At 57.7% G+C, this 22,822-nt stretch carries 13 protein-coding genes; 10 read left to right on the top strand and 3 right to left on the bottom strand.

The genetic code is table 11. From position 1 onward, the window contains the following. Positions 1–39 precede the first annotated feature (39 nt). From glgB to glgP, 5 genes are read left to right on the top strand one after another with little or no spacing between them, the layout of a single operon-like run. The gene (gene glgB, locus FOY96_RS20515) at positions 40–2,226 is read left to right on the top strand and encodes a 1,4-alpha-glucan branching enzyme (RefSeq protein WP_045403403.1); all 2,187 of its coding nucleotides are present in this window, start codon (positions 40–42) and stop codon (positions 2,224–2,226) included. Next, positions 2,223–4,196, top strand: coding sequence for a glycogen debranching protein GlgX (gene glgX / locus FOY96_RS20510; protein ID WP_143347656.1), 1,974 nt, complete (start codon positions 2,223–2,225; stop codon positions 4,194–4,196). The genes glgB and glgX overlap by 4 nt, the downstream gene beginning before the upstream one ends. Positions 4,197–4,213: 17 nt before the next feature. Continuing rightward, positions 4,214–5,509, top strand: coding sequence for a glucose-1-phosphate adenylyltransferase (glgC, locus tag FOY96_RS20505; RefSeq protein ID WP_023337914.1), 1,296 nt, complete (start codon positions 4,214–4,216; stop codon positions 5,507–5,509). After that, entirely contained in the window at positions 5,509–6,942 is a 1,434-nt protein-coding gene (gene glgA, locus FOY96_RS20500) for a glycogen synthase GlgA (RefSeq protein WP_023309509.1), read from the top strand. Before glgC ends, glgA begins: the two co-directional genes overlap by 1 nt. A gap of 18 nt (positions 6,943–6,960) precedes the next feature. Continuing rightward, positions 6,961–9,408, top strand: a complete 2,448-nt coding sequence (glgP, locus tag FOY96_RS20495; protein WP_045355952.1) for a glycogen phosphorylase — start codon at positions 6,961–6,963, stop codon at positions 9,406–9,408. A 95-nt stretch (positions 9,409–9,503) separates the two neighbouring features. Here the strand turns inward: glgP and glpD are convergent, their stop codons facing one another. Beyond that, on the bottom strand, positions 9,504–11,012 hold the full coding sequence (gene glpD / locus FOY96_RS20490) for a glycerol-3-phosphate dehydrogenase (protein ID WP_047059847.1): 1,509 nt from the start codon (positions 11,010–11,012) through the stop codon (positions 9,504–9,506). A 250-nt stretch (positions 11,013–11,262) separates the two neighbouring features. Here glpD and glpE point away from each other — a divergent pair, with 250 nt between their 5' ends. From glpE to FOY96_RS20475, 3 genes are read left to right on the top strand one after another with little or no spacing between them, the layout of a single operon-like run. Further along, on the top strand, positions 11,263–11,595 hold the full coding sequence (gene glpE / locus FOY96_RS20485) for a thiosulfate sulfurtransferase GlpE (protein ID WP_006177908.1): 333 nt from the start codon (positions 11,263–11,265) through the stop codon (positions 11,593–11,595). Positions 11,596–11,642: 47 nt separating this feature from the next. After that, positions 11,643–12,473, top strand: a complete 831-nt coding sequence (gene glpG / locus FOY96_RS20480; protein ID WP_045888427.1) for a rhomboid family intramembrane serine protease GlpG — start codon at positions 11,643–11,645, stop codon at positions 12,471–12,473. A gap of 16 nt (positions 12,474–12,489) precedes the next feature. Then, entirely contained in the window at positions 12,490–13,248 is a 759-nt protein-coding gene (locus FOY96_RS20475) for a DeoR/GlpR family transcriptional regulator (protein ID WP_008503060.1), read from the top strand. Positions 13,249–13,310: 62 nt separating this feature from the next. Here the strand turns inward: FOY96_RS20475 and malT are convergent, their stop codons facing one another. After that, on the bottom strand, positions 13,311–16,016 hold the full coding sequence (gene malT, locus FOY96_RS20470) for an HTH-type transcriptional regulator MalT (protein WP_029742188.1): 2,706 nt from the start codon (positions 16,014–16,016) through the stop codon (positions 13,311–13,313). Between the two features lie 586 nt (positions 16,017–16,602). Here malT and malP point away from each other — a divergent pair. Both malP and malQ read left to right on the top strand, forming a co-directional pair. Beyond that, a complete protein-coding gene (malP, locus tag FOY96_RS20465) occupies positions 16,603–18,996 on the top strand; it encodes a maltodextrin phosphorylase (protein ID WP_039263068.1) in 2,394 nt (797 codons plus the stop codon). A gap of 9 nt (positions 18,997–19,005) precedes the next feature. Next, the gene (malQ, locus tag FOY96_RS20460) at positions 19,006–21,087 is read left to right on the top strand and encodes a 4-alpha-glucanotransferase (RefSeq protein WP_143347655.1); all 2,082 of its coding nucleotides are present in this window, start codon (positions 19,006–19,008) and stop codon (positions 21,085–21,087) included. 80 nt (positions 21,088–21,167) lie between these two features. Here the strand turns inward: malQ and gntT are convergent, their stop codons facing one another. Beyond that, the gene (gene gntT, locus FOY96_RS20455) at positions 21,168–22,484 is read right to left on the bottom strand and encodes a gluconate transporter (RefSeq protein ID WP_039263070.1); all 1,317 of its coding nucleotides are present in this window, start codon (positions 22,482–22,484) and stop codon (positions 21,168–21,170) included. Positions 22,485–22,822 lie beyond the last annotated feature (338 nt).

Here is a 22,822-nt window from a genome sequence, read left to right as displayed (position 1 = left end):
GCGCTTAAAAAGGACGACATAAAAAACAGGATGAATACCATGTCCGATCGTGTGGATAGAGACGTGATTAATGCGCTTATTGCGGGTCATTTTGCTGACCCCTTTTCTGTGCTTGGGATGCATCAAACTGAGGATGGCCTTGAAGTTCGGGCATTGTTACCGGATGCCACAGAAGTCTGGGTGATTGAACCCAAAACCGGCCGCAAGGTCGGTAATCTTGAATGCCTCGATTCCCGTGGCTTTTTCTCGGGCGTGATGCCCCGCCGTAAAAACCCTTTTCGCTATCAGCTCGCCGTTCTCTGGCACGGTCAGCAAAACCTGATTGACGATCCTTACAGCTTTGGCCCTCTGCTTAAAGAGATGGACGCCTGGCTGCTCTCCGAAGGAACGCATCTTCGCCCTTATGAAACGCTGGGTGCCCATGCCGATACCATGGACGGCATTACCGGCACGCGGTTCTCCGTGTGGGCACCTAACGCCCAGCGCGTCTCCGTTGTCGGCCAGTTCAACTATTGGGACGGTCGCCGCCACCCGATGCGCCTGCGCCGGGAAAGCGGCATCTGGGAGCTGTTTATCCCGGGGGCGCACCCCGGGCAGCTTTATAAATTCGAGATGATCGACGCCAACGGCAAGCTGCGCATTAAAGCCGACCCGTATGCCTTCGAAGCGCAGATGCGCCCGGATACCGCGTCGCTGATTTGTGGCCTGCCGGAGAAGGTCGTCCAGACGGAGGAGCGTAAACAGGCCAACCGTTTTGACGCGCCCATCTCCGTCTATGAGGTACACCTTGGCTCCTGGCGTCGCCACACCGATAACAACTTCTGGCTCAGCTATCGTGAGCTTGCCGACCAGCTGGTGCCCTATGCCAAATGGATGGGCTTTACCCACCTTGAGCTGCTGCCGGTCAACGAGCACCCGTTCGACGGCAGCTGGGGCTATCAGCCTACCGGGCTGTATGCGCCAACGCGCCGCTTTGGCACCCGCGATGACTTCCGCTATTTCATTGATGCCGCGCACGCCGCCGGGCTGAACGTCATTCTCGACTGGGTGCCGGGCCATTTCCCGTCTGATGACTTTGCGCTGGCAGAGTTTGACGGCACGAAGCTGTACGAGCACAGCGACCCGCGCGAAGGCTATCACCAGGACTGGAACACGCTGATCTACAACTACGGTCGCCGTGAGGTCGCAAACTACCTGGTCGGGAATGCCCTGTACTGGATCGAGCGGTTTGGCATTGATGCCCTGCGCGTCGATGCGGTGGCGTCGATGATCTACCGCGACTACAGCCGCAAAGAGGGCGAGTGGATCCCGAACGAGTTTGGCGGCCGTGAAAATCTGGAAGCGATTGAATTCCTGCGCAATACCAACCGCATTATCGGCGAACAGGTGGACGGTGCCGTGACTATGGCGGAAGAGTCGACCGACTTTGCGGGCGTCTCCCGTCCGCCGTCATCAGGCGGCCTGGGGTTCTGGTATAAGTGGAACCTGGGCTGGATGCACGACACGCTCGACTACATGAAGCTGGATCCGGTTCACCGTAAGTATCATCACGATAAGCTGACGTTCGGGATGCTCTACAACTACACCGAAAACTTCATGCTGCCGCTGTCGCACGATGAAGTGGTGCACGGCAAAAAATCCATTCTCGACCGCATGCCGGGCGACGCGTGGCAGAAGTTTGCCAACCTGCGCGCCTACTACGGCTGGATGTTTGCCTTCCCGGGCAAGAAACTGCTGTTTATGGGCAATGAGTTCGCCCAGGGACGCGAGTGGAACCACGACGCCAGCCTCGACTGGCACCTGCTTGAAGGCGGCGACAACTGGCACCACGGGGTGCAGCGTCTGGTGCGCGACCTGAACCTGACCTATCGCCACCACAAAGCGCTGCACGAGCTCGACTTCGATCCGTACGGCTTTGAGTGGCTGGTGGTGGACGACCACGAGCGCTCGGTGTTTGTCTTTGTGCGTCGTGACAAAGCGGGTAACGAAATCATCGTCGCCAGCAACTTCACGCCGGTGCCGCGCGAACACTACCGCTTCGGCATTAACCAGCCGGGCAAATGGCGCGAGATCCTGAATACCGACTCCATGCACTATCACGGCAGCAACGCCGGTAACGGCGGGCTGGTCCAGAGCGATGCCATCGAAAGCCACGGGCGACCCAACTCCCTGAGCCTGACGCTGCCGCCGCTTGGCACCATCTGGCTGATGCGGGAGGGCGAATGACGCAGCTTACGGCAGGTAAACCCGAACCGCTCGGCGCGCGTTTTGACGGAAAGGGTGTCAATTTCACCCTCTTTTCCGCTCACGCTGAGCGGGTAGAACTGTGCGTGTTTGATGGGGAAGGTAACGAGCACCGTTACGATTTACCCGCGCGCACGGGGGATACCTGGCACGGCTACCTGGCCGGAGGACGGCCAGGCATGCACTATGGCTTTCGCGTACACGGTCCGTGGGTTCCGGCGCAGGGGCACTGGTTTAACCCGGCGAAGCTGCTGATCGACCCGTGCGCGCACCGCGTGGACGGCGAGTTTAAAGACGACCCGCTCTTCCACGTGGGCTACGGCGAGCCCGACCACCGCGACAGCGCGCCCGTCGCGCCAAAAAGCGTGGTGGTGAACGATCTTTATGACTGGGAAGACGATGCCCCGCCGCAGACGCCGTGGGGCAATACCGTCATTTATGAAGCCCACGTCAAAGGGCTGACGTACCTGCACCCGTCGATCCCCAAAGAGATGCGCGGCACCTATAAGGCGCTCGGGCATCCAACCATGATCGCCTACCTGAAACACCTCGGCATCACCGCGCTGGAACTGTTGCCCGTCGCCCACTTTGCCAGCGAGCCGCGCCTGCAGCGGCTGGGGCTAAGCAACTACTGGGGCTATAACCCGCTGGCGATGTTCGCGCTTGAGCCACGCTATGCCGCCCATCCGGAAAAGGCGCGTGACGAGTTTCGCGATGCGGTGAGGGCGCTTCATACGGCGGGCATTGAGGTCATTCTGGACGTCGTGCTGAACCACAGTGCCGAAAGCGATCTCGACGGTCCGACGCTCTCCATGCGCGGAATTGATAACCGTAGCTATTATTGGATCAGGCAGGATGGCGATTATGAGAACTGGACCGGCTGCGGTAACACGCTCAACCTCAGCCATCCGGCGGTCACGCATTTTGCTTATGAATGCCTGAAATACTGGGTGGAGACGTTCCACGTCGACGGTTTTCGTTTCGATCTGGCGCCCGTGATGGGGCGCACGCCAGCGTTCAGCCAGCAGGCTCCGCTGTTTGAGGCGATAAAAAACTGTCCGGTGCTCTCGCAGGTGAAGCTCATTGCCGAGCCGTGGGACATCGGGGAAGGCGGTTATCAGGTCGGGAATTTCCCGCCGCTGTTTGCCGAGTGGAACGATCACTACCGCGATGCCGCGCGCCGCTTCTGGCTGGAACGGAATCTGTCGCTGGGGGAGTTCGCCGGACGCTTTTCCGCTTCAAGCGATCTCTTTAAGCGCGACGGCAAACGCCCGTCGGCCACCGTCAATCTGTTGACGGCACACGACGGTTTTACGCTCAGGGACTGCGTTTGTTTCAATCAGAAACACAATGAGGCAAACGGCGAAGAGAATCGCGATGGCACTAACAATAACCATAGCTTTAATCATGGTATAGAAGGGTTAGGCGGTAGCCTGGACGTCATCGAGCGGCGACGCGCCAGCGTTCACGCTTTGCTGACAACGCTTTTATTGTCGCAGGGCACGCCGATGCTGCTGGCAGGCGATGAACACGGCCACAGCCAGCACGGTAACAACAATGCGTATTGCCAGGACAACACGTTAACCTGGCTCGACTGGGGTGAAGCCAACAGCGGGCTGATTCATTTTACCGCTGCGCTGATCCATCTTCGCCAGCAGATCCCCGCGCTGACCGCCGACCGCTGGTGGGAAGAGGGTGACGGCAACGTTCGCTGGTTGAATCAAGACGCGCAACCGTTAAGCGCGCAAGAGTGGCAACACGGCGTACCACGCCTGCAAATCCTGCTGTCGGATAAATGGCTGGTCACGCTGAACGCGACGGATGACGTCGCAGAGATTGTTTTACCTGAAGGGGAATGGCGAGCTGTTCCCCCCTTTGCCGGAGCGGATAATCCGGTAGTAATGGCTGTCTGGCACGGGCCTGCGCACGGAGTGTGCGTATTCCAAAGATGATAAAAAAGGAGTTAGTCATGGTTAGATTAGAGAAGAACGATCCCTTAATGTTGGCACGCCAGCTACCATTAAAAACGGTTGCCCTGATACTTGCGGGTGGACGTGGTACCCGTCTGAAAGATTTGACCATCAAGCGCGCGAAACCGGCCGTTCACTTTGGTGGTAAGTTCCGTATCATCGACTTTGCGCTCTCCAACTGCCTGAACTCGGGCATTCGCCGTATTGGCGTCATTACGCAGTATCAGTCGCACACGCTGGTTCAGCATATCCAGCGCGGCTGGTCATTCTTCAGCGAAGAGATGAACGAGTTTGTCGATCTCCTTCCCGCTCAGCAACGCGTCCACGGTGAGAACTGGTACCGCGGAACGGCGGATGCAGTGACGCAGAACCTCGACATCATTCGCCGCTATAACGCGGAATACATCGTGATCCTCGCCGGGGACCATATCTACAAGCAAGATTACTCCCACATGCTCATCGACCACGTCGAAAAAGGGGCGCGCTGCACCGTAGCGTGTCTGCCTGTGCCCGTTGCTGAAGCGACGGCGTTTGGCGTGATGCACGTGGATGCCGACGACAAAATTATCGACTTTGTTGAAAAGCCGGCGAACCCGCCAACCATGCCCGGCGATGACACCAAATCGCTCGCCAGCATGGGGATTTATGTCTTTGATGCAGATTATCTTTATGAGCTGCTGGAAGACGATGACAAAGACGAAAACTCCAGCCACGACTTCGGTAAAGACATCATTCCGAAAATCACTAAAGCTGGCATGGCCTATGCACATCCTTTCCCGCTGTCCTGCGTGCAGTCCGACCCCAATGCGGAACCTTACTGGCGCGATGTGGGAACTCTGGAAGCGTACTGGAAAGCGAACCTCGACCTGGCGTCGGTCACGCCTGAGCTGGATATGTACGACCAGAACTGGCCGATTCGTACCCATATGGAATCGCTGCCGCCGGCCAAATTCGTGCAGGACCGCTCCGGCAGCCACGGTATGACGCTGAACTCGCTGGTGTCCGGCGGGTGCATTATTTCAGGCTCGGTGGTGGTGCAGTCGGTGCTGTTCCCCCGCGTGCGAATAAATTCATTCTGTAATATCGATTCGGCAGTCTTGCTGCCTGATGTCTGGGTAGGGCGCTCGTGCCGTCTGCGTCGCTGCGTTATCGATCGTGCCTGCGTCATTCCAGAAGGGATGGTGATTGGTGAGAACGCGGAAGAAGACGCGCGTCGTTTCTATCGTTCGGAAGAGGGGATCGTGTTAGTCACACGGGAAATGTTGCGGAAGCTGCAGATCAAACAGGAGCGATGATGCAGGTTTTACATGTATGTTCTGAGATGTTCCCGTTGTTAAAAACGGGCGGTCTGGCAGATGTTCTGGGTGCATTACCGGCAGCGCAAATCGCCGGAGGCGTGGATACCCGAGTCCTGCTGCCCGCCTTTCCGGATATCCGGCGTGGAATTCCCGATGCAAAAGTGGTGACCCGCCGTGAGACCTTCGCCGGACGCATCACCCTGCTGTTTGGACATTACAATGGCGTAGGGATTTACCTGATCGACGCGCCGCACTTATACGATCGACCGGGCAGCCCGTATCACGATACGAACCTGTTCGCCTACACCGATAACGTGCTGCGCTTTGCGCTGCTCGGCTGGGTCGGGGCAGAAATGGCGACGGGGCTGGATCCGTTCTGGCGCCCGGATGTGGTGCACGCGCACGACTGGCACGCCGGGCTTGCCCCGGCGTATCTCGCGGCGCGCGGCCACCCGGCGAAATCGGTCTTTACCGTGCATAACCTGGCGTATCAGGGGATGTACTATGCCCATCACATGAGTGAAATCGATCTGCCATTATCGTTCTATAACATGCACGGGCTGGAATTTAACGGGCAGATCTCGTTCCTGAAAGCCGGGCTGTATTACGCCGATCATATTACCGCCGTGAGCCCAACCTACGCGCGTGAGATCACCCAGCCGGAGTTTGGCTACGGCATGGAAGGGTTGCTGCAACAGCGCCACCGCGAAGGCCGCCTGTCAGGCATTCTGAACGGCGTGGATGAACAGATCTGGAGCCCGGAAACCGATCTCCTGCTGGCGGCGCGCTATGGCCGTGATTCCGTGGAGGACAAAGCGGAAAACAAACGCCAGCTGCAGATTGCGATGGGCCTGAAGGTTAACGACAAAGTGCCGCTGTTCGCGGTGGTCAGCCGCCTGACCAGCCAGAAAGGGCTGGATCTGGTGCTGGAGGCGCTGCCCGGTTTACTGGAGCAGGGCGGACAGCTGGCGCTGCTCGGCGCGGGCGACCCGGTGCTGCAGGAAGGTTTCCTTGCCGCCGCGGCGGAACATCCGGGGCAGGTGGGCGTGCAGATTGGCTACCACGAAGCGTTCTCGCACCGCATCATGGGCGGCGCGGACGTCATCCTGGTGCCGAGCCGTTTCGAACCCTGCGGCCTGACGCAGCTTTACGGCCTGAAATACGGCACGCTGCCGCTGGTGCGCCGCACGGGCGGACTGGCGGATACCGTATCCGATAGCTCTCTGGAAAACCTGGCGGACGGTATCGCCAGCGGGTTTGTCTTTGAGGACAGTAATGCCTGGTCGCTGCTTCGGGCGATTCGGCGTGCTTTCGTCTTGTGGTCCCGTCCATCACTCTGGCGTTACGTTCAGCGTCAGGCGATGTCCATGGACTTTAGCTGGCATGTCGCGGCGCAGTCATACCGCGATCTCTATCAACGCTTGATGTAACGAGGCGAAGTTACTGATATGAACGCTCCATTTAGCTACTCTTCACCCACGCTCAGCGTTGAGGCGTTAAAGCACTCCATCGCCTACAAGCTGATGTTCACCATCGGGAAAGATCCGGTTATCGCCAACAAGCACGAGTGGCTGAACGCCACCCTGTTTGCGGTGCGTGACCGTTTAGTGGAACGCTGGCTGCGCTCAAACCGCGCCCAGCTCTCGCAGGAAACGCGTCAGGTTTACTACCTGTCGATGGAATTTTTGATTGGCCGCACGCTGTCCAACGCGCTGTTATCGCTCGGTATTTATGACGACGTCAAAACCGCCCTGGAAGAGATGGGGTTAGATTTAGAAGAGCTGATCGACGAAGAGAACGACCCGGGCCTCGGCAACGGCGGCCTGGGGCGTCTCGCCGCCTGCTTCCTCGACTCGCTGGCAACGCTGGCGCTGCCGGGCCGCGGCTACGGTATTCGCTACGACTACGGTATGTTCAAACAGAACATCGTCGACGGACGCCAGAAAGAGTCGCCGGACTACTGGCTGGAGTACGGCAACCCGTGGGAGTTTAAGCGCCACAATACGCGCTACAAGGTGCGCTTTGGCGGACGTATCCAGCAGGAAGGCAAAAAATCCCGCTGGGTAGAAACGGAAGAGATCCTGGCCGTGGCCTACGACCAGATTATCCCCGGCTATGACACCGATGCCACCAACACGCTGCGCCTGTGGAGCGCCCAGGCCAGTAGCGAAATTAACCTCGGTAAATTCAACCAGGGGGACTACTTTGCGGCGGTGGAAGACAAAAACCACTCCGAGAACGTGTCCCGCGTGCTGTACCCGGATGACTCGACCTACTCCGGCCGCGAGCTGCGCCTGCGTCAGGAGTATTTCCTCGTTTCGGCGACCATTCAGGACATCCTCAGCCGCCACCATCAGCTGCACAAAACCTACGCCAACCTGGCGGAGAAAACCGCGATCCACCTTAACGACACCCACCCGGTGCTCTCCATTCCGGAGCTGATGCGCCTGCTGATCGACGAACACAAGTTCAGCTGGGATGACGCGTTTGAAGTGACCTGTCAGGTATTCTCCTACACCAACCACACGCTGATGAGCGAAGCGCTGGAAACGTGGCCGGTAGACATGCTCGGCAAAATCCTGCCGCGCCATCTGCAGATTATCTTTGAGATTAACGACTACTTCCTCAAGACCCTGCAGGAGCAATACCCGAACGATACCGGGCTGCTGAGCCGCGCTTCCATCATTGATGAATCGAACGGGCGCCGCGTGCGCATGGCCTGGCTGGCGGTCGTCATCAGCCACAAGGTCAACGGCGTGTCCGAGCTCCACTCGAACCTGATGGTGCAGTCGCTTTTTGCGGACTTCGCGAAAATCTTCCCGACGCGGTTCTGCAACGTGACCAACGGCGTCACGCCGCGCCGCTGGCTGGCGCTGGCCAACCAGCCGCTCTCTGAGGTGCTGGACGAGAATATCGGCCGTACCTGGCGTACCGATTTGAGCCAGCTGAGCGAGCTGGAACAGCATATTGATTTCCCGACGGTGAACAAAGCCGTGCGCGAAGCCAAGCTGCTAAATAAAAAGCGTCTGGCGGTCTGGCTGGCGATGCACCTCAACGTGGTGGCAAACCCGAAAGCGCTGTTTGACGTTCAGATCAAACGCATCCACGAATACAAGCGTCAGCTGATGAACGTGCTGCACGTGATCACCCATTACAACCGCATTAAGGCCGATCCAACGGCCGAATGGGTGCCGCGCGTGAAGATCTTCGCCGGTAAGGCGGCTTCCGCCTACTACATGGCGAAGCACATTATTCATCTCATCAACGATGTGGCGAAGGTGGTTAACCAGGATCCGGACATTGGCGACAAGCTGAAGGTGGTGTTCATTCCGAACTACAGCGTGAGCCTGGCGCAGATGATCATCCCGGCGGCGGATCTCTCTGAGCAGATTTCTACGGCGGGTACGGAAGCATCCGGCACCAGTAACATGAAGTTTGCCCTTAACGGCGCGCTGACCATTGGTACGCTTGACGGGGCGAACGTCGAGATGCTGGAGCACGTGGGCGAAGAAAATATCTTTATCTTCGGTAACACGACGGAAGAGGTGGAGGCGCTGCGCAGGAAAGGCTACTCGCCACGTCAATATTACGAAGAGGATGAAGAGTTACGCCAGGTGCTGACGCAGATCGCGACCGGCGTGTTTAGCCCGGATGAACCGAGCCGCTATCGCGATCTGGTGGATTCGCTGATTAACTTTGGCGATCACTACCAGGTGCTGGCGGACTATCGCAGCTACGTGGACTGTCAGGATAAGGTTGACGAGCTGTACCGTCAGCAGGAGAAGTGGACCAGCGCCGCGATGTATAACATCGCCAATATGGGCTATTTCTCGTCTGACAGGACCATCAAGGAGTATGCCGAGACGATCTGGCATATTGATCCGGTGAGGTTGTAAAAGCAAAACGGCAACCTCGGTTGCCGTTTTTAGTGTTTGTTCCCTCTCCCTGTGGGAGAGGGTCAGGGTGAGGGCATCAGCCCGCACCGATCGCATCAAGACGCCAGCGACAGCTCACGCTTCCCCGCATTCTGCTGTAACCACTGCGCCACGCGAGACTGCTGCTCGGCGTTGAGCCACATCCCTTCTTTGGTACGACGCCAGATAGCATCATCCAGACGACGAACCCACTCGTGCTCAACCAGGTAGCGCAGCTCGGCTTCGTACAGCTCGTGGCCGAAATGTTCGCCCAGATCCGCAATGTCCTTCGCGTCGGCCAGGAACAGCTCGGTATTGCTGCCGTAGGTGCGGGCATAGTGGCGCGCCATCCCTTCGGTGATGAACGGGAAGCGACGGCGCAGCTTCGCGGCGTAATCATCGCGATTGTCGCCGATATCACCGCCGGGCAGTACCGCGCCTTTGGTCCACGCCGGGCCAATGCCTTTATAGTACGGTGCCAGTTTTTCCAGCGCGTGCTCGGCCAGCTTGCGGTAGGTGGTCAGCTTGCCGCCAAACACGGAAAGCAGCGGCGCCTGACCGTCAACGTCGTGAATATCGAGCGTGTAGTCGCGGGTAATCGCCTGCGGTGAGTCAGACTCGTCATCGCACAGCGGACGCACGCCGGAGTAGGTCCAGACCACGTCATCGCGTGACAGCTGTTTCTTAAAGTGCGCGTTATACACTTTGAGCAGGTAGTTCACTTCGCTCTCGTCGATCTCGACGTTCTTCGGATCGCCTTTGTACTCCACGTCGGTGGTGCCGATGATTGAGAACTCGTCCATCCACGGGATCACAAACACGATGCGCTTGTCTTCGTTCTGTAGAATGTAGGCCTGCTTCTGCGTATGCACGCGCGGTACCACAATGTGGCTGCCCTTGATCAGGCGAATGCCGTACGGCGAAGGCAGATGCATGCCGTCGTCGAAGAACTGCTTCACCCACGGGCCGGTGGCGTTCACCAGACCGCGCGCTTTCCAGCTGAATTTCTCGCCGGTATCGATGTCTTCCGCTTCTACAATCCACAGGCCGTTTTCACGACGGGCAGAGGTCGCACGGGTACGGGTTTTCACCTCGCCACCTTTCTTCTCGACCATCTGGGCATTCGCCAGCACCAGACGCGCATCGTCCACCCAGCAGTCGGAATATTCGAAACCGCGCACGATTTCAGGCTTAAGGACCGATTCTGAGCCAAAACGCAAACCTGTCGAACCCGGGAGGCTGGTGCGTTTACCCAGATGATCGTACATAAACAGACCGATTCGAATCATCCACGCCGGACGCAGATGCGGGCGATGGGGCAGGCGGAAGCGCATCGGAATCGCCAGATGCGGGGCCATTTTCAACAGCACTTCACGTTCGGCCAGCGCTTCGCTGACCAGGCGGAATTCGTAGTGTTCCAGGTAGCGCAGGCCACCGTGAATCAGTTTGGAGCTGGCGGACGACGTCGCGCAGGCGAGGTCGTTAGCTTCCAGCATCAGTACGGATAAACCGCGTCCTGCGGCATCGACCGCAATACCGGCACCGTTGATGCCACCGCCTATCACAATCAGATCTTTGGTTTCCATAACACCCTCATGCACTTTCGTTAAAGCTCAGAAATGTTCGATATCGCTCATAATAGCAAAGGAACGCGCTTTTGGTAACATCAAAAAAACAATTTAGAGTGATATGGATAACATAATGGCGTTTACCCGCCGCCAGGACGTACACTACGGGGTAAAATAGTGCGACTAACTTTTCTCCCTCTCCCCGTGGGAGAGGGCTGGGGTGAGGGCATCAGCGCGCACCCAACCTGAACAACAGAAAGAGAACACCATGGATCAGTTTGAATGTATTAACGTAGAAGAAGCCCACCAGAAGATGCACCAGGGAAAAGCGGTGCTGGTGGACATCCGCGATCCGCAGAGTTTTGCGATGGGCCACACGCCGGGCGCGTTTCATCTCACTAACGACACGCTGGGCGCGTTTATGCGCGATAACGACTTCGAGACGCCGGTGATGGTCATGTGCTACCACGGCAACAGCAGCAAAGGCGCGGCGCAGTATCTGCTTCAGCAGGGCTACGACGCGGTATACAGCGTCGACGGCGGCTTCGATGCCTGGCATCGTCATTTCCCGGCAGAAGTGGAATACGCTTTTGAGCGCTGATCCCGCTATACTGTCCCCTTTTGTGTGGAAATAAGCGACCGCTGCCCATGTTGATGATCACCTCTTTTACCAACCCGCGCGTCGCCCAGGCGTTTGTCGACTATATGGCGACGCAGGGCGTTATTCTGACCATTCAGCAACATACGCAGACCGACGTCTGGCTGGCCGACGAGAGCCAGGCCGCGCGCGTAAACGAAGAGCTGGCGCGTTTTCTTGAGAACCCCGGCGACCCGCGCTATCTGGCGGCCAGCTGGCAGTCCGGGCAGACCGACAGCGGACTGCACTACAGCCGTTTTCCCTTCCTTGCCACCATCCGCGAGCGCGCCGGCCCGTTTACGCTGCTGCTGATGGCGGCCTGCATTATCGTCTTCATTATCATGAACGTGGTGGGCGACCAGAGCGTGATGATTGCCCTGGCCTGGCCCTATGACCCGTCTCTTGAGTTTGACGTCTGGCGCTACTTTAGCCACGCGCTGATGCACTTCTCGGTGATGCATATTCTCTTCAACCTGCTCTGGTGGTGGTATCTCGGCGGCGCTGTTGAAAAGCGTCTGGGCAGCGGCAAGCTGATCGTTATCACCCTTATCAGCGCCCTGCTGAGCGGCTATGTGCAGCACAAGTTCAGCGGGCCGTGGTTCGGCGGGCTGTCGGGCGTCGTGTATGCCCTGATGGGCTATGTCTGGCTTCGCGGGGAGCGCGATCCGGAAAGCGGCATCTATCTGCAGCGCGGATTAATAACCTTTGCGTTAATATGGCTTATTGCCGGATGGTTTGATCTGTTTGGTATGTCTATTGCCAACGGTGCGCACGTCGCCGGGCTGGCCGTGGGGCTGGCGATGGCCTTTGCCGACACGCTCCATGCGCGAAAACGAACATAATTCTCAGGGATAATTGATGAAACAAACACAACGTCATGACGCTATTATCGAACTGGTAAAAAAACAGGGATACGTTAGCACCGAAGAGCTGGTGGAGCAGTTTGCCGTCAGCCCACAAACCATCCGTCGTGACCTGAACGACCTGGCCGATCAGAACCGCATTCTTCGCCACCACGGCGGCGCGGCGCTGCCGTCCAGTTCGGTCAATACCTCCTGGCACGACCGTAAAGCCACGCAGACGGCAGAGAAAGAGCGCATTGCCCGCAAGGTCGCCAGCCAGATCCCGAACGGGGCGACGCTGTTTATTGATATCGGCACCACGCCGGAAGCGGTCGCCCATGCGCTGCTGGATCACGAGAACCTGCGCGTGGTCACGAACAACCTGAACGTGGCCAATACCCTGATGCAGAAAGACGACTTCCGCATCATCCTCGCGGGCGGCGAACTGCGCAGCCGCGACGGCGGCATTATCGGCGAAGCGACCCTCGATTTTATCTCTCAGTTCCGCCTCGACTTCGGCATTCTCGGGATCAGCGGCATCGACAGCGACGGCTCGCTGCTGGAGTTTGATTATCACGAGGTGCGCACCAAGCGCGCGATTATTGAGAACTCACGTCACGTGATGCTGGTGGTAGACCATTCGAAGTTTGGCCGAAATGCGATGGTAAACATGGGCAGCATCAGCATGGTGGATGCTGTTTATACCGACGTGATGCCGCCGGCGGGCGTGATGCAGGTGATTAAAGATAATAATTTGCAGTTAGAGTTGTGTTGAAAAGCCGTTCTCCCTCTCCCTGTGGGAGAGGGCCGGGGTGAGGGCATCAGACCGCAGAGGTCCTAAACGCCATACCCCATCATCTTCAACAGCTGCTGCGCATGTTGCACCGCATCCTGACGATGCGCCACGCCCAGCTTCTGATACAGATTGCGGATATGCGTTTTGATGGTGGTCGCCGCCACCGCAAGCTCACCGGCAATCTGCTCGTTGCTGTAGCCTGAATAGATCAGACCCAGAACCTGCCATTCGCGCTGGGTGAGCGGACTGGTACGGATAAGCTCCGGCACTTCCGGGTGGTTCAGCAGACGTTCAACGAAGTTCTCGTCAAAATGCGCGAACTTGTGTCGATGATGCTGGTTAATCTCGCGCAGAATGCGCTGGGCGCGATGCTGGTCCAGCTCCGGCAGCGTGTTGAGCTGAATAAGCTGACGCAGCTGCTGCGCCATCACTTCACCTTCAATCACAAAGTGGCTGATAAAGCCGGTGCGGTTAGCCAGCTGCAGCGCTTCCAGCAGCACGCGCTGGGCATCGTTTTTACGACCCGCCTGCCAGTAAAGCTGGTTCAGCAGCAGCAGGTTGCGGTTCAGGTCGCTCATCAGACGCAGGCTGCGCGCGTTCTCGTTCAGCTCTTCCAGCACAATCTCTGCGGGCTCTAATTCACCGAGCAGGATCTGCGCGCGGGCAATGTTCCGCCACTGGCTCTGCAGGAAGTGGTTGTTCGCAAATTCGGGTTTTGGCGTCTGACGCAGCCAGTTGGCGGCGGATTTTTTATCGCCGGTCATCTGCCAGTAAATCACCCGGACCTTATCGGCATTTGAGACCCAGTCGCTGTGATACTGACCGTTGCCGAGCAGGTTCTCCAGGCGGTTCAGATGGTTGCGGGCGTTATCGAGATCGCCGCGCGCCAGCGAGCACTGCACCAGCAGCGCCAGGCACTGCAGCTGCTGCTGAGGCTGGAAGCTGGAAAGGACATCCACACCCTGGCGGGCGCAGCTTTCGGCTTCATCCAGACGCGACCATGCCCACAGCAGCTGAGCGCGAATACGCAACAGGAACTCGTGCATCGGCAGCTGTTCCAGATGCTGTTCACGAATCAGCTGGAACGCTTTTTCCTGGTTTTCCCAGGCGGCCTGCAGGAACCCCTGCGCGAATAAAATCTCGCTCTGTTGGATCAGGCTCCACAGCGCGTAATGCCAGACATCATGACGACGCGCCATCTGTTCGGTTTGCTGCATCAGTGAAAGCGAACGGGTGAGGTCGCCTTTGCAGTGCAGCACTTCACCGTGCACCGAGGTCGCCACGATGCGGCTGTAGAAGTTAGCCAGCGGCAGTTCATCCAGCGCGACCATCGCCAGCCGTTCAGCTTCGTCCGGATCGCCGTCGTTAATGGCCACCTGAGCGCGCAGCGCGTTGAACTCGCCGTGCAGGGTGGTATCCATTTCGCTTTCCATCTCCTGCTCGGCGCGCGCCAGCAGGGTGTTCACTTCGCTGTAGCGGTGCTGGCTCTGCATCAGCCAGGCCTGCAGCAGCACCAGACGCGGGTTCTCCAGCAGGCTTTCCCACGGCAGGGCTTTGAGGGACTCTTCCAGCAGCGTTAGTTCGCTGTGGTTAAACAGGCCCCACGCATGGTTGAGGAGGATATCGCGCAGCATGCTGGCATCACCGGCGGCCAGCGCGTGGTGGATGGCCTCGCTCGGGAAGCCTTGCGCCATCCAGCTTTCGGCAGCGGCGCGGTGGATCTCCGGCAGTTCAACCGCCAGTTCCCACTGACAGCGCTGGCGCAGGAAGCTGCCAAACAGCGGGTGATAGCTAAACCACTCGCCGGGATCGTCCATGCGCGTCAGGAAAAGGCCCTGACGTTCAATCTCTTCGAGCTGCAGCTGACCGTTTTCACAGCCCGTCACGCGCACGATGAGCGCATCGTTCATGGAGCGCAGCAGAGAGCTTTTCAGCAGGAAATTACGCGTCGAGGGATCGACGCTGTCCAGTACCTCATCCACCAGGTAGTCGGAAAGGTGGCTGGCGTTGATGCCCGCCAGACGCCGCGCAGACTGATGCGCCGGACTGTTGTTTTGTCGGGCAGAGAGCGCGATAAGCTGCAGCGCCGTGGCCCAGCCGGCAACGTCATCACACAGACGGCTGCTCTCGGCGGCCTCAATCGGTGATGTCAGGCGGCAGTCAAAGAACTGTTTCGCTTCCTGGTGGGTAAAGGCCAGCTGCTGGCTGCCCACTTCCAGAAGCTGATCGCGCACGCGCAGGTTGGCAATACCCAACTGCGGCAGGTTGCGTGACAGCACCACTAAAGTCAGGTTTTCCGGCTGATGGCGCAGGAAGAAACGCATCGATTCATGAATCACCGGATTCGTGATGAGATGGTAATCATCGATCACCACGTAAAGCGGGCGATGCCATTCGGCCAGTTCGATAAACAGCTGAGAGAAAAGAGAGGACAGGCTGGCGTACTGGCGCTTTTGCACCATCACCTCACTGGCGACGCAGTGTCCATGGGTGGCTTGCTGTATGGCGGCAATCAGATAGCTGGCAAAACGCTCTTGCTGGTTATCGCCCTCGTCGAGGGAGTACCAGCCAAGATCGCTTTTACCCGCGGCCCATTGCGAAATGAGCGTTGTTTTTCCATAGCCTGCAGGGCTCGTAACCAGCGCCAGTCGGAAATTATGCGCGCCGGAAAGTTTAGCCAACAGACGCTCGCGGACCACTGTATGGTCAAGACGAACCGGGCGACTTAATTTAGACGGAATCAACATAGGTTTCACTTCACTGTGGGGAACGAGAGATTTTATTTTTTTTGCGCTTCGTAATTAATACGATATAAGGTCGAACAGAAAGAGAACTATTGCAAGTTATGTATGGGTTTTGTGGTTCTGAATTTGCACTCTGTCACAAAACATTCAGGCAAATGTTGGAACTTTCTCGAAAGGGCCGTAACGCCGCGTCACTGCTGGTTTGTCTGTATACATTGCCGCTGCGCTGAAACTGGTTTCAGAAAGGTATAGTGACGTCAAATTTAATAAAGTGCGGGTAAAGTTGAGTGAGAGTAATAGTCTTTTGAGATCTGTCCCGATGGCTAAATTATTATTCTACGTAAGTAATCATTTCAGAACGGATTAATTTCACCCGAAACTGCATTTCATTTCTTTGACATTCTCTCCGGTTACTTTTTTATCTTCCGGGCACACTCGAACTATGCTCTGAGAGTGGCCTCGATCACACTTTTATGCTCATCCCCGCTACTCCTCCCTGTCTAATCCCCCACAGGAGGAGGAAGAGGGGAAATGAGCCAGGCACACTAGCGCCAACTTGTGTTTTCTTTCTAAAGGATGCCGATCCCCTATGTCACAGCCTACCTTCAACAAAGCTCAATTCCAGGCTGCCCTGACGCGTCAGTGGCAGCGTTTTGGCCTTCATGCTGCAAACGAGATGACGCCTCACCAGTGGTGGCAGGCCGTGAGCGGTGCGCTCGCAGAACAGCTGGATGCTCAGCCTTTGGCAAAGCCGGTGAAGAACCAGCGCCATGTAAACTACATTTCAATGGAATTCCTGATTGGCCGCCTGACGGGCAACAACCTGTTGAACCTCGGCTGGTATCAGGACGTTGGTGACGTCCTTAAAGAACACGACATTAACCTGACCGACCTGCTGGAAGAAGAGATTGACCCGGCGCTGGGCAACGGCGGTCTGGGACGTCTGGCAGCCTGTTTCCTCGACTCCATGGCGACCGTCGGCCAGTCGGCAATTGGCTATGGCCTGAACTATCAGTATGGCTTGTTCCGTCAGTCGTTTGCCGATGGCCATCAGATGGAAGCGCCGGACGACTGGCATCGCAATACCTATCCGTGGTTCCGCCACAACGCGCAGCTGGATGTGCAGGTCGGTATTGGCGGGAAAGTGACAAAGCAGGGGCTCTGGGAACCGGCGTTCACCATTACCGGTGAAGCCTGGGATCTGCCGGTGCTCGGCTACCGTAACGGCGTGGCGCAGCCGCTGCGTCTGTGGCAGGCGAAGCACGCGCATCCGTTTAACCTGACCAAATTCAACGACGGCGATTTCCTGCGCGCCGAGCAGCAGGGCATCGACGCCGAGAAGCTGACCAAAGTCCTCTACCCGAACGACAACCACCTGGCCGGTAAAAAGCTGCGCCTGATGCAGCAGTACTTCCAGTGCGCCTGCTCCGTGGCAGACATTCTGCGTCGTCATCACCTGGCGGGCCGCAAGCTGGCGCAGCTGCCGGACTTCGAAGTGATTCAGCTCAACGACACGCACCCGACGATTGCGATCCCGGAACTGCTGCGCGTGCTGATCGACGAGCATCAGCTGAGCTGGGATGACGCCTGGGCCATCACCAGCCGTACCTTTGCCTACACCAACCACACCCTGATGCCAGAAGCGCTCGAGTGCTGGGATGAGAAGCTGGTGAAAACGCTGCTGCCGCGCCACATGCAGATCATCAACAAGATTAACGACCAGTTTAAAAACCTGGTGGATAAAACCTGGCCAGGCAACAAAGCGGTCTGGGCGAAGCTGGCGGTGGTTCACGATAAGCAGGTGCGCATGGCGAACATGTGCGTGGTCAGCGGCTTTGCGGTGAACGGCGTGGCGGCGCTGCACTCGGATCTGGTGGTCAAAGATCTCTTCCCGGAATACCACCAGCTTTGGCCGACCAAATTCCACAACGTGACCAACGGCATCACGCCGCGTCGCTGGATCAAGCAGTGCAACCCGCTGCTGGCCGGTCTGCTGGATAAGACCCTGAAGAAAGAGTGGGCCAACGATCTGGACCAGCTCATCAACCTGGAAAAATACGCTGACGACGCGAAATTCCGCGAGCAGTACCGCGCGATCAAGCTGGAGAACAAGGTTCGCCTGGCGGAGTTTGTGAAAGTGCGTACCGGCATTGAGATCAACCCGAATGCCATTTTCGATATCCAGATCAAACGTCTGCACGAGTACAAACGCCAGCACCTGAACCTGCTGCATATTCTGGCGCTGTACAAAGAGATCCGCGAGAACCCGCAGGCCGACCGCGTGCCGCGCGTGTTCCTGTTCGGTGCGAAAGCGGCACCGGGCTATTACCTGGCGAAAAACATTATCCTCGCCATCAATAAAGTGGCGGCGGCGATCAACAGCGATCCGAAAGTGGGCGACAAGCTGAAGGTGGTGTTCCTGCCGGATTACTGCGTCTCGGCGGCTGAAATGCTGATCCCGGCGGCGGATATTTCCGAGCAGATCTCGACGGCAGGTAAAGAAGCGTCCGGTACCGGCAACATGAAGCTGGCGCTGAACGGCGCGCTGACCGTCGGTACGCTCGACGGGGCAAACGTCGAAATCGCCGAGAAGGTCGGGGAAGAGAATATCTTTATCTTCGGCCATACCGTGGAAGAGGTGAAGGCCATCAAAGCCAAAGGCTATGACCCGGTGAAATGGCGTAAGAAAGACAAAGTGCTTGACGCGGTGCTGAAGGAGCTGGAAAGCGGTAAATACAGCGACGGCGACAAGCACGCGTTTGACCAGATGCTGCACAGCATGGACAAACACGGCGGTGACCCGTATCTGGTGATGGCGGACTTCACGGCCTATGTAGAAGCGCAAAAGCAGGTCGACGTGCTGTATCGTGACCAGGAGGCGTGGACCCGCGCGTGCATTCTGAACACCGCGCGCTGCGGTATGTTCAGCTCTGACCGTTCAATCCGTGATTATCAGGCCCGTATCTGGCAGGCAAAACGCTAAGGAAGCGCGATGGAGAGTAAACGTCTGGACAGCGCCGCGCAGGCGGCGGGGATCAGCCTCAGTTACATTAATGCGCACGGCAAACCGCAGTCTATTGGCGCCGACACCAAAAGACGTTTGCTGGATGCCATGCACAAAGCCGACGCGAAAGCGTCGGTTGCGCCGGTGCCGAACGTGAAGGTGTTCACCGCAGGCAAAAAGATGCCGCTGGCGGTGGAGGGGCGCGGCGAGTTTAGCTGGCTGCTTACCACCGAAGAGGGGCATCAGCACAAAGGCCACGCCACCGGCGGCAAAACGTTAAACCTTCCGGCGAAGCTGCCGGAGGGGTATCACACCTTAACGCTCACCCAGGACGATCGTCGTTTCCACTGCCGGGTGATCGTCGCGCCAAAACGCTGCTACGAGCCGCAGGCGTTGCTTGAGGGTAAAAAGCTGTGGGGCGCCTGCGTGCAGCTCTATACGCTGCGCTCCGACAGCAACTGGGGCATCGGTGATTTTGGCGATCTGAAAAAGATGCTGGTGGATGTGGGCGAGCGCGGCGGCGCGTTTATCGGGCTCAACCCGATCCACGCGCTCTATCCGGCCAACCCGGAGAGCGCCAGCCCGTACAGCCCGTCGTCCCGTCGCTGGCTGAACGTGATTTATATCGACGTTAACGCGTTAGATGACTTCAAAAACAGCAAAGAGGCGCAGGCGTGGTGGAAACTCAGCACCACGCAGCAGGCCCTGAAGCAGGCGCGCGACGCGGAGTGGGTGGACTATTCCACCGTCACGGCGCTGAAAATGGCCGCGCTGCGTCTGGCGTGGAAAGGCTTTTCGCAGCGCGATGACGAGCAGATGGCCGCGTTCCGCCAGTTTGTGACGCAGGAGGGCGAGAGCCTGTACTGGCAGGCGGCGTTTGATGCACTGCACGCGTATCAGGTGAAGGAGGACGAAATGCGCTGGGGCTGGCCGGTCTGGCCGGAAGCGTATCAGTCCGTCGACACGCCTGAAGTAAAAGCGTTCTGTAAAAAATATGCCGATGAAGTGGACTTCTACCTGTGGCTGCAGTGGCTGGCGTACAGCCAGTTTGCCGCCTGCTGGCAGGTGAGCCAGGGCTATAAGATGCCGATCGGCCTGTATCGCGATCTGGCCGTCGGCGTGGCAGAGGGCGGCGCGGAAACCTGGTGCGACCGTGAGCTTTACTGTCTGAAAGCTTCCGTCGGCGCGCCGCCGGATATTCTTGGTCCGCTCGGTCAGAACTGGGGATTACCGCCGATGGATCCGCACGTCATGGCGTCGCGCGCCTACGAGCCGTTCATCGACCTGCTGCGCGCGAACATGCAGAACTGCGGCGCGCTGCGTATCGACCACGTGATGTCCGTGCTGCGTCTGTGGTGGATCCCGTACGGTGAAACGGCCGATCACGGGGCGTACGTGCAGTATCCGGTTGACGATCTGCTGTCGATCCTGGCCCTGGAAAGTAAACGCCACCAGTGCATGGTGATCGGTGAAGATCTCGGTACCGTGCCGGTGGAAATTGTCAGCAAGCTCCGCGACAGCGGCGTCTACTCCTATAAAGTGCTCTATTTTGAAAACGACCATGAGAAAACCTTCCGCGCGCCGAAAGCGTACCCTGAACAGTCAATGGCAGTCGCGACGACGCATGACCTTCCTACGCTTCGTGGCTATTGGGAAAGCGGCGATCTGACGCTCGGCAAAACGCTGGGACTGTATCCAGATGAAGAGGTTTTGCGCGGCCTGTATCAGGATCGCGAGCTCTCCAAACAGGGGCTGCTGGATGCGCTGCACAAGCAGGGCTGTCTGCCGAAACGTGCCGGACATAAGGCGTCATTGATGTCGATGACCGCTACCCTCAATCGCGGCTTGCAGCGCTATATTGCCGACAGCAACAGCGCCCTGCTGGGCCTGCAGCCGGAAGACTGGATTGATATGGCGGAGCCGGTGAACATTCCGGGCACCAGCTATCAGTACAAGAACTGGCGTCGCAAGCTGTCCACATCGCTTGAGAAGATGTTTGCCGATGACGGGGTGAACAAGCTGATTAAGGATTTGGACAAGCGCAGAAGGGCGGTGGGCAAGAAGCGGTAGTTTCACCCTAACCCTCTCCCAGAGGGAGAGGAAATAGAATGTAGGCCGGGTAAGCGTCAGCGCTACCCGGCTTTTTTACATCAAACCACCATATTCAACAGCAGTACCCCGACCAGACCGCACACCGAAATAATGGTTTCCAGCGCGGACCAGGACTTGATGGTTTCACCGATCGTCAGGTTGAAGTACTCCTTGAACAGCCAGAAGCCAGGGTCGTTAACGTGAGAGAAAATCACGCTACCGGAACCGACGGCGATAACCATCAGCTCAGGGCTAACACCCGTGGTCGCAATCAGCGGGGCAACGATACCGCCCGCGGTGATCGCTGCAACGGTCGCAGAACCCAGCGCAATACGCAGAACCGCGGCAATAGACCAGGCCATCAGGAGCGGCGATACGTTGGTTTCATGCATCATGGCAGCGATGTATTTATCCACGCCGCTGTCGACCAGAACCTGCTTGAATGCACCGCCACCGCCGATGATCAGAAGCATCATGGCAATGATTTTGATGGAAGAGGTCAGCGTGTCGTTGATCTGATCCATAGAACGGCCGCGGTTCAGGCCGAAGGTGAACATCGCGATCAGCACCGCAATCAGCGTTGCCATGACCGGGTCACCGAGGAATTCCGCAACGGACAGGAACGGATGACCTTTCGGCAGAATCATCTCCGCCACGGCACGCATCGCCATCAGGATAACCGGTACCAGAGAGGTCCAGACGCTGACGCCAAAGCCCGGCATCTCTTCTTCGGTGAAGGTTTTGGCGCTGTACAGACCTTCTGGGATCGGCTTATCAATGCCTTTCAGGAAGCGGGCATAAACCGGGCCCGCCAGAATCACGGTTGGGATCGCCAGAATCGTACCGAACAGCAGGGTTTTACCCATATCCGCGTGGAAGATGGTTGCGATAGCGGTTGGACCCGGGTGCGGCGGCAGGAAGCCGTGAGTCACGGACAGCGCCGCAGCCATTGGCACACCGACATACAGCAGCGGAATGTTTGCCGCAGCCGCGATGGTGAACACCAGCGGCAGCATCAGCACGAAGCCCACTTCATAGAACAGCGCGAAGCCGACGGTAAAACCGGTTAATACCACCGCCCACTGGATGTTCTTCTTGCCAAATTTGGCAATCAGCGTGGTGGCGATACGCTGGGCGCCCCCGCAGTCTGCCAGCATTTTACCGAGCATGGCGCCGAAGCCCATGATCAGCGCCAGGCTGCCGAGCGTGCCGCCGACGCCGGCTTTGATGGAACTGATAACTTTAACCAGCGGCATACCCTGCATCAGACCGACTGCAAGTGCCACCAGAACCAGAGCGATAAATCCGTTCATTTTGAAACGGATCATCAAGAGCAGTAATAACACAACACCGATAGCAACGATGACTAATGGCATGATTTACCTGGCCTTTGAATTGTTATGGGTAACGTCATTGTTTCAACGACAAATTCCGATTGTCCCAACTGGGAACAGAGTGTTAACGGCACTCATACTGATGCCTTCGAAACCATTAAGTTTAGTCGGCTGTTATAAGGATGCTGAGTGCCCACGAGAATGATACGGGTAACATGGCTCGATTGAGAATCACCCTGGGAGGCTAAATTTGAATTATGAGACGCAGGTCAACATATGGGAGGTAAACGCAAAACGGTAACCATGAGGTTACCGTTTTTAATGTTTTCACCCTCTCCCGTGGGAGAGGGCCGGGGGTGAGGGCAATCAGACCTCACTAT

The organism is Enterobacter asburiae (assembly GCF_007035645.1).
GTDB classification, from domain to species: domain Bacteria; phylum Pseudomonadota; class Gammaproteobacteria; order Enterobacterales; family Enterobacteriaceae; genus Enterobacter; species Enterobacter asburiae_B.
Note: the sequence above shows the minus strand (reverse complement) of the source record. Positions and strands in the feature narration are given on the sequence as shown.

Excerpts from the sequence above, each read along its gene's own strand:
- glgC (WP_023337914.1), top strand. The coding sequence starts at position 4,214 with ATGGTTAGATTAGAGAAGAACGATCCCTTAATGTTGGCACGCCAGCTA.
- glgX (WP_143347656.1), top strand. The coding sequence starts at position 2,223 with ATGACGCAGCTTACGGCAGGTAAACCCGAACCGCTCGGCGCGCGTTTT.
- glgP (WP_045355952.1), top strand. The coding sequence starts at position 6,961 with ATGAACGCTCCATTTAGCTACTCTTCACCCACGCTCAGCGTTGAGGCG.
- glpG (WP_045888427.1), top strand. The coding sequence starts at position 11,643 with ATGTTGATGATCACCTCTTTTACCAACCCGCGCGTCGCCCAGGCGTTT.
- glgA (WP_023309509.1), top strand. The coding sequence starts at position 5,509 with ATGCAGGTTTTACATGTATGTTCTGAGATGTTCCCGTTGTTAAAAACG.
- glgB (WP_045403403.1), top strand. The coding sequence starts at position 40 with ATGTCCGATCGTGTGGATAGAGACGTGATTAATGCGCTTATTGCGGGT.
- malP (WP_039263068.1), top strand. The coding sequence starts at position 16,603 with ATGTCACAGCCTACCTTCAACAAAGCTCAATTCCAGGCTGCCCTGACG.
- malQ (WP_143347655.1), top strand. The coding sequence starts at position 19,006 with ATGGAGAGTAAACGTCTGGACAGCGCCGCGCAGGCGGCGGGGATCAGC.
- glpE (WP_006177908.1), top strand. The coding sequence starts at position 11,263 with ATGGATCAGTTTGAATGTATTAACGTAGAAGAAGCCCACCAGAAGATG.
- FOY96_RS20475 (WP_008503060.1), top strand. The coding sequence starts at position 12,490 with ATGAAACAAACACAACGTCATGACGCTATTATCGAACTGGTAAAAAAA.
- gntT (WP_039263070.1), bottom strand. The coding sequence starts at position 22,484 with ATGCCATTAGTCATCGTTGCTATCGGTGTTGTGTTATTACTGCTCTTG.
- malT (WP_029742188.1), bottom strand. The coding sequence starts at position 16,016 with ATGTTGATTCCGTCTAAATTAAGTCGCCCGGTTCGTCTTGACCATACA.
- glpD (WP_047059847.1), bottom strand. The coding sequence starts at position 11,012 with ATGGAAACCAAAGATCTGATTGTGATAGGCGGTGGCATCAACGGTGCC.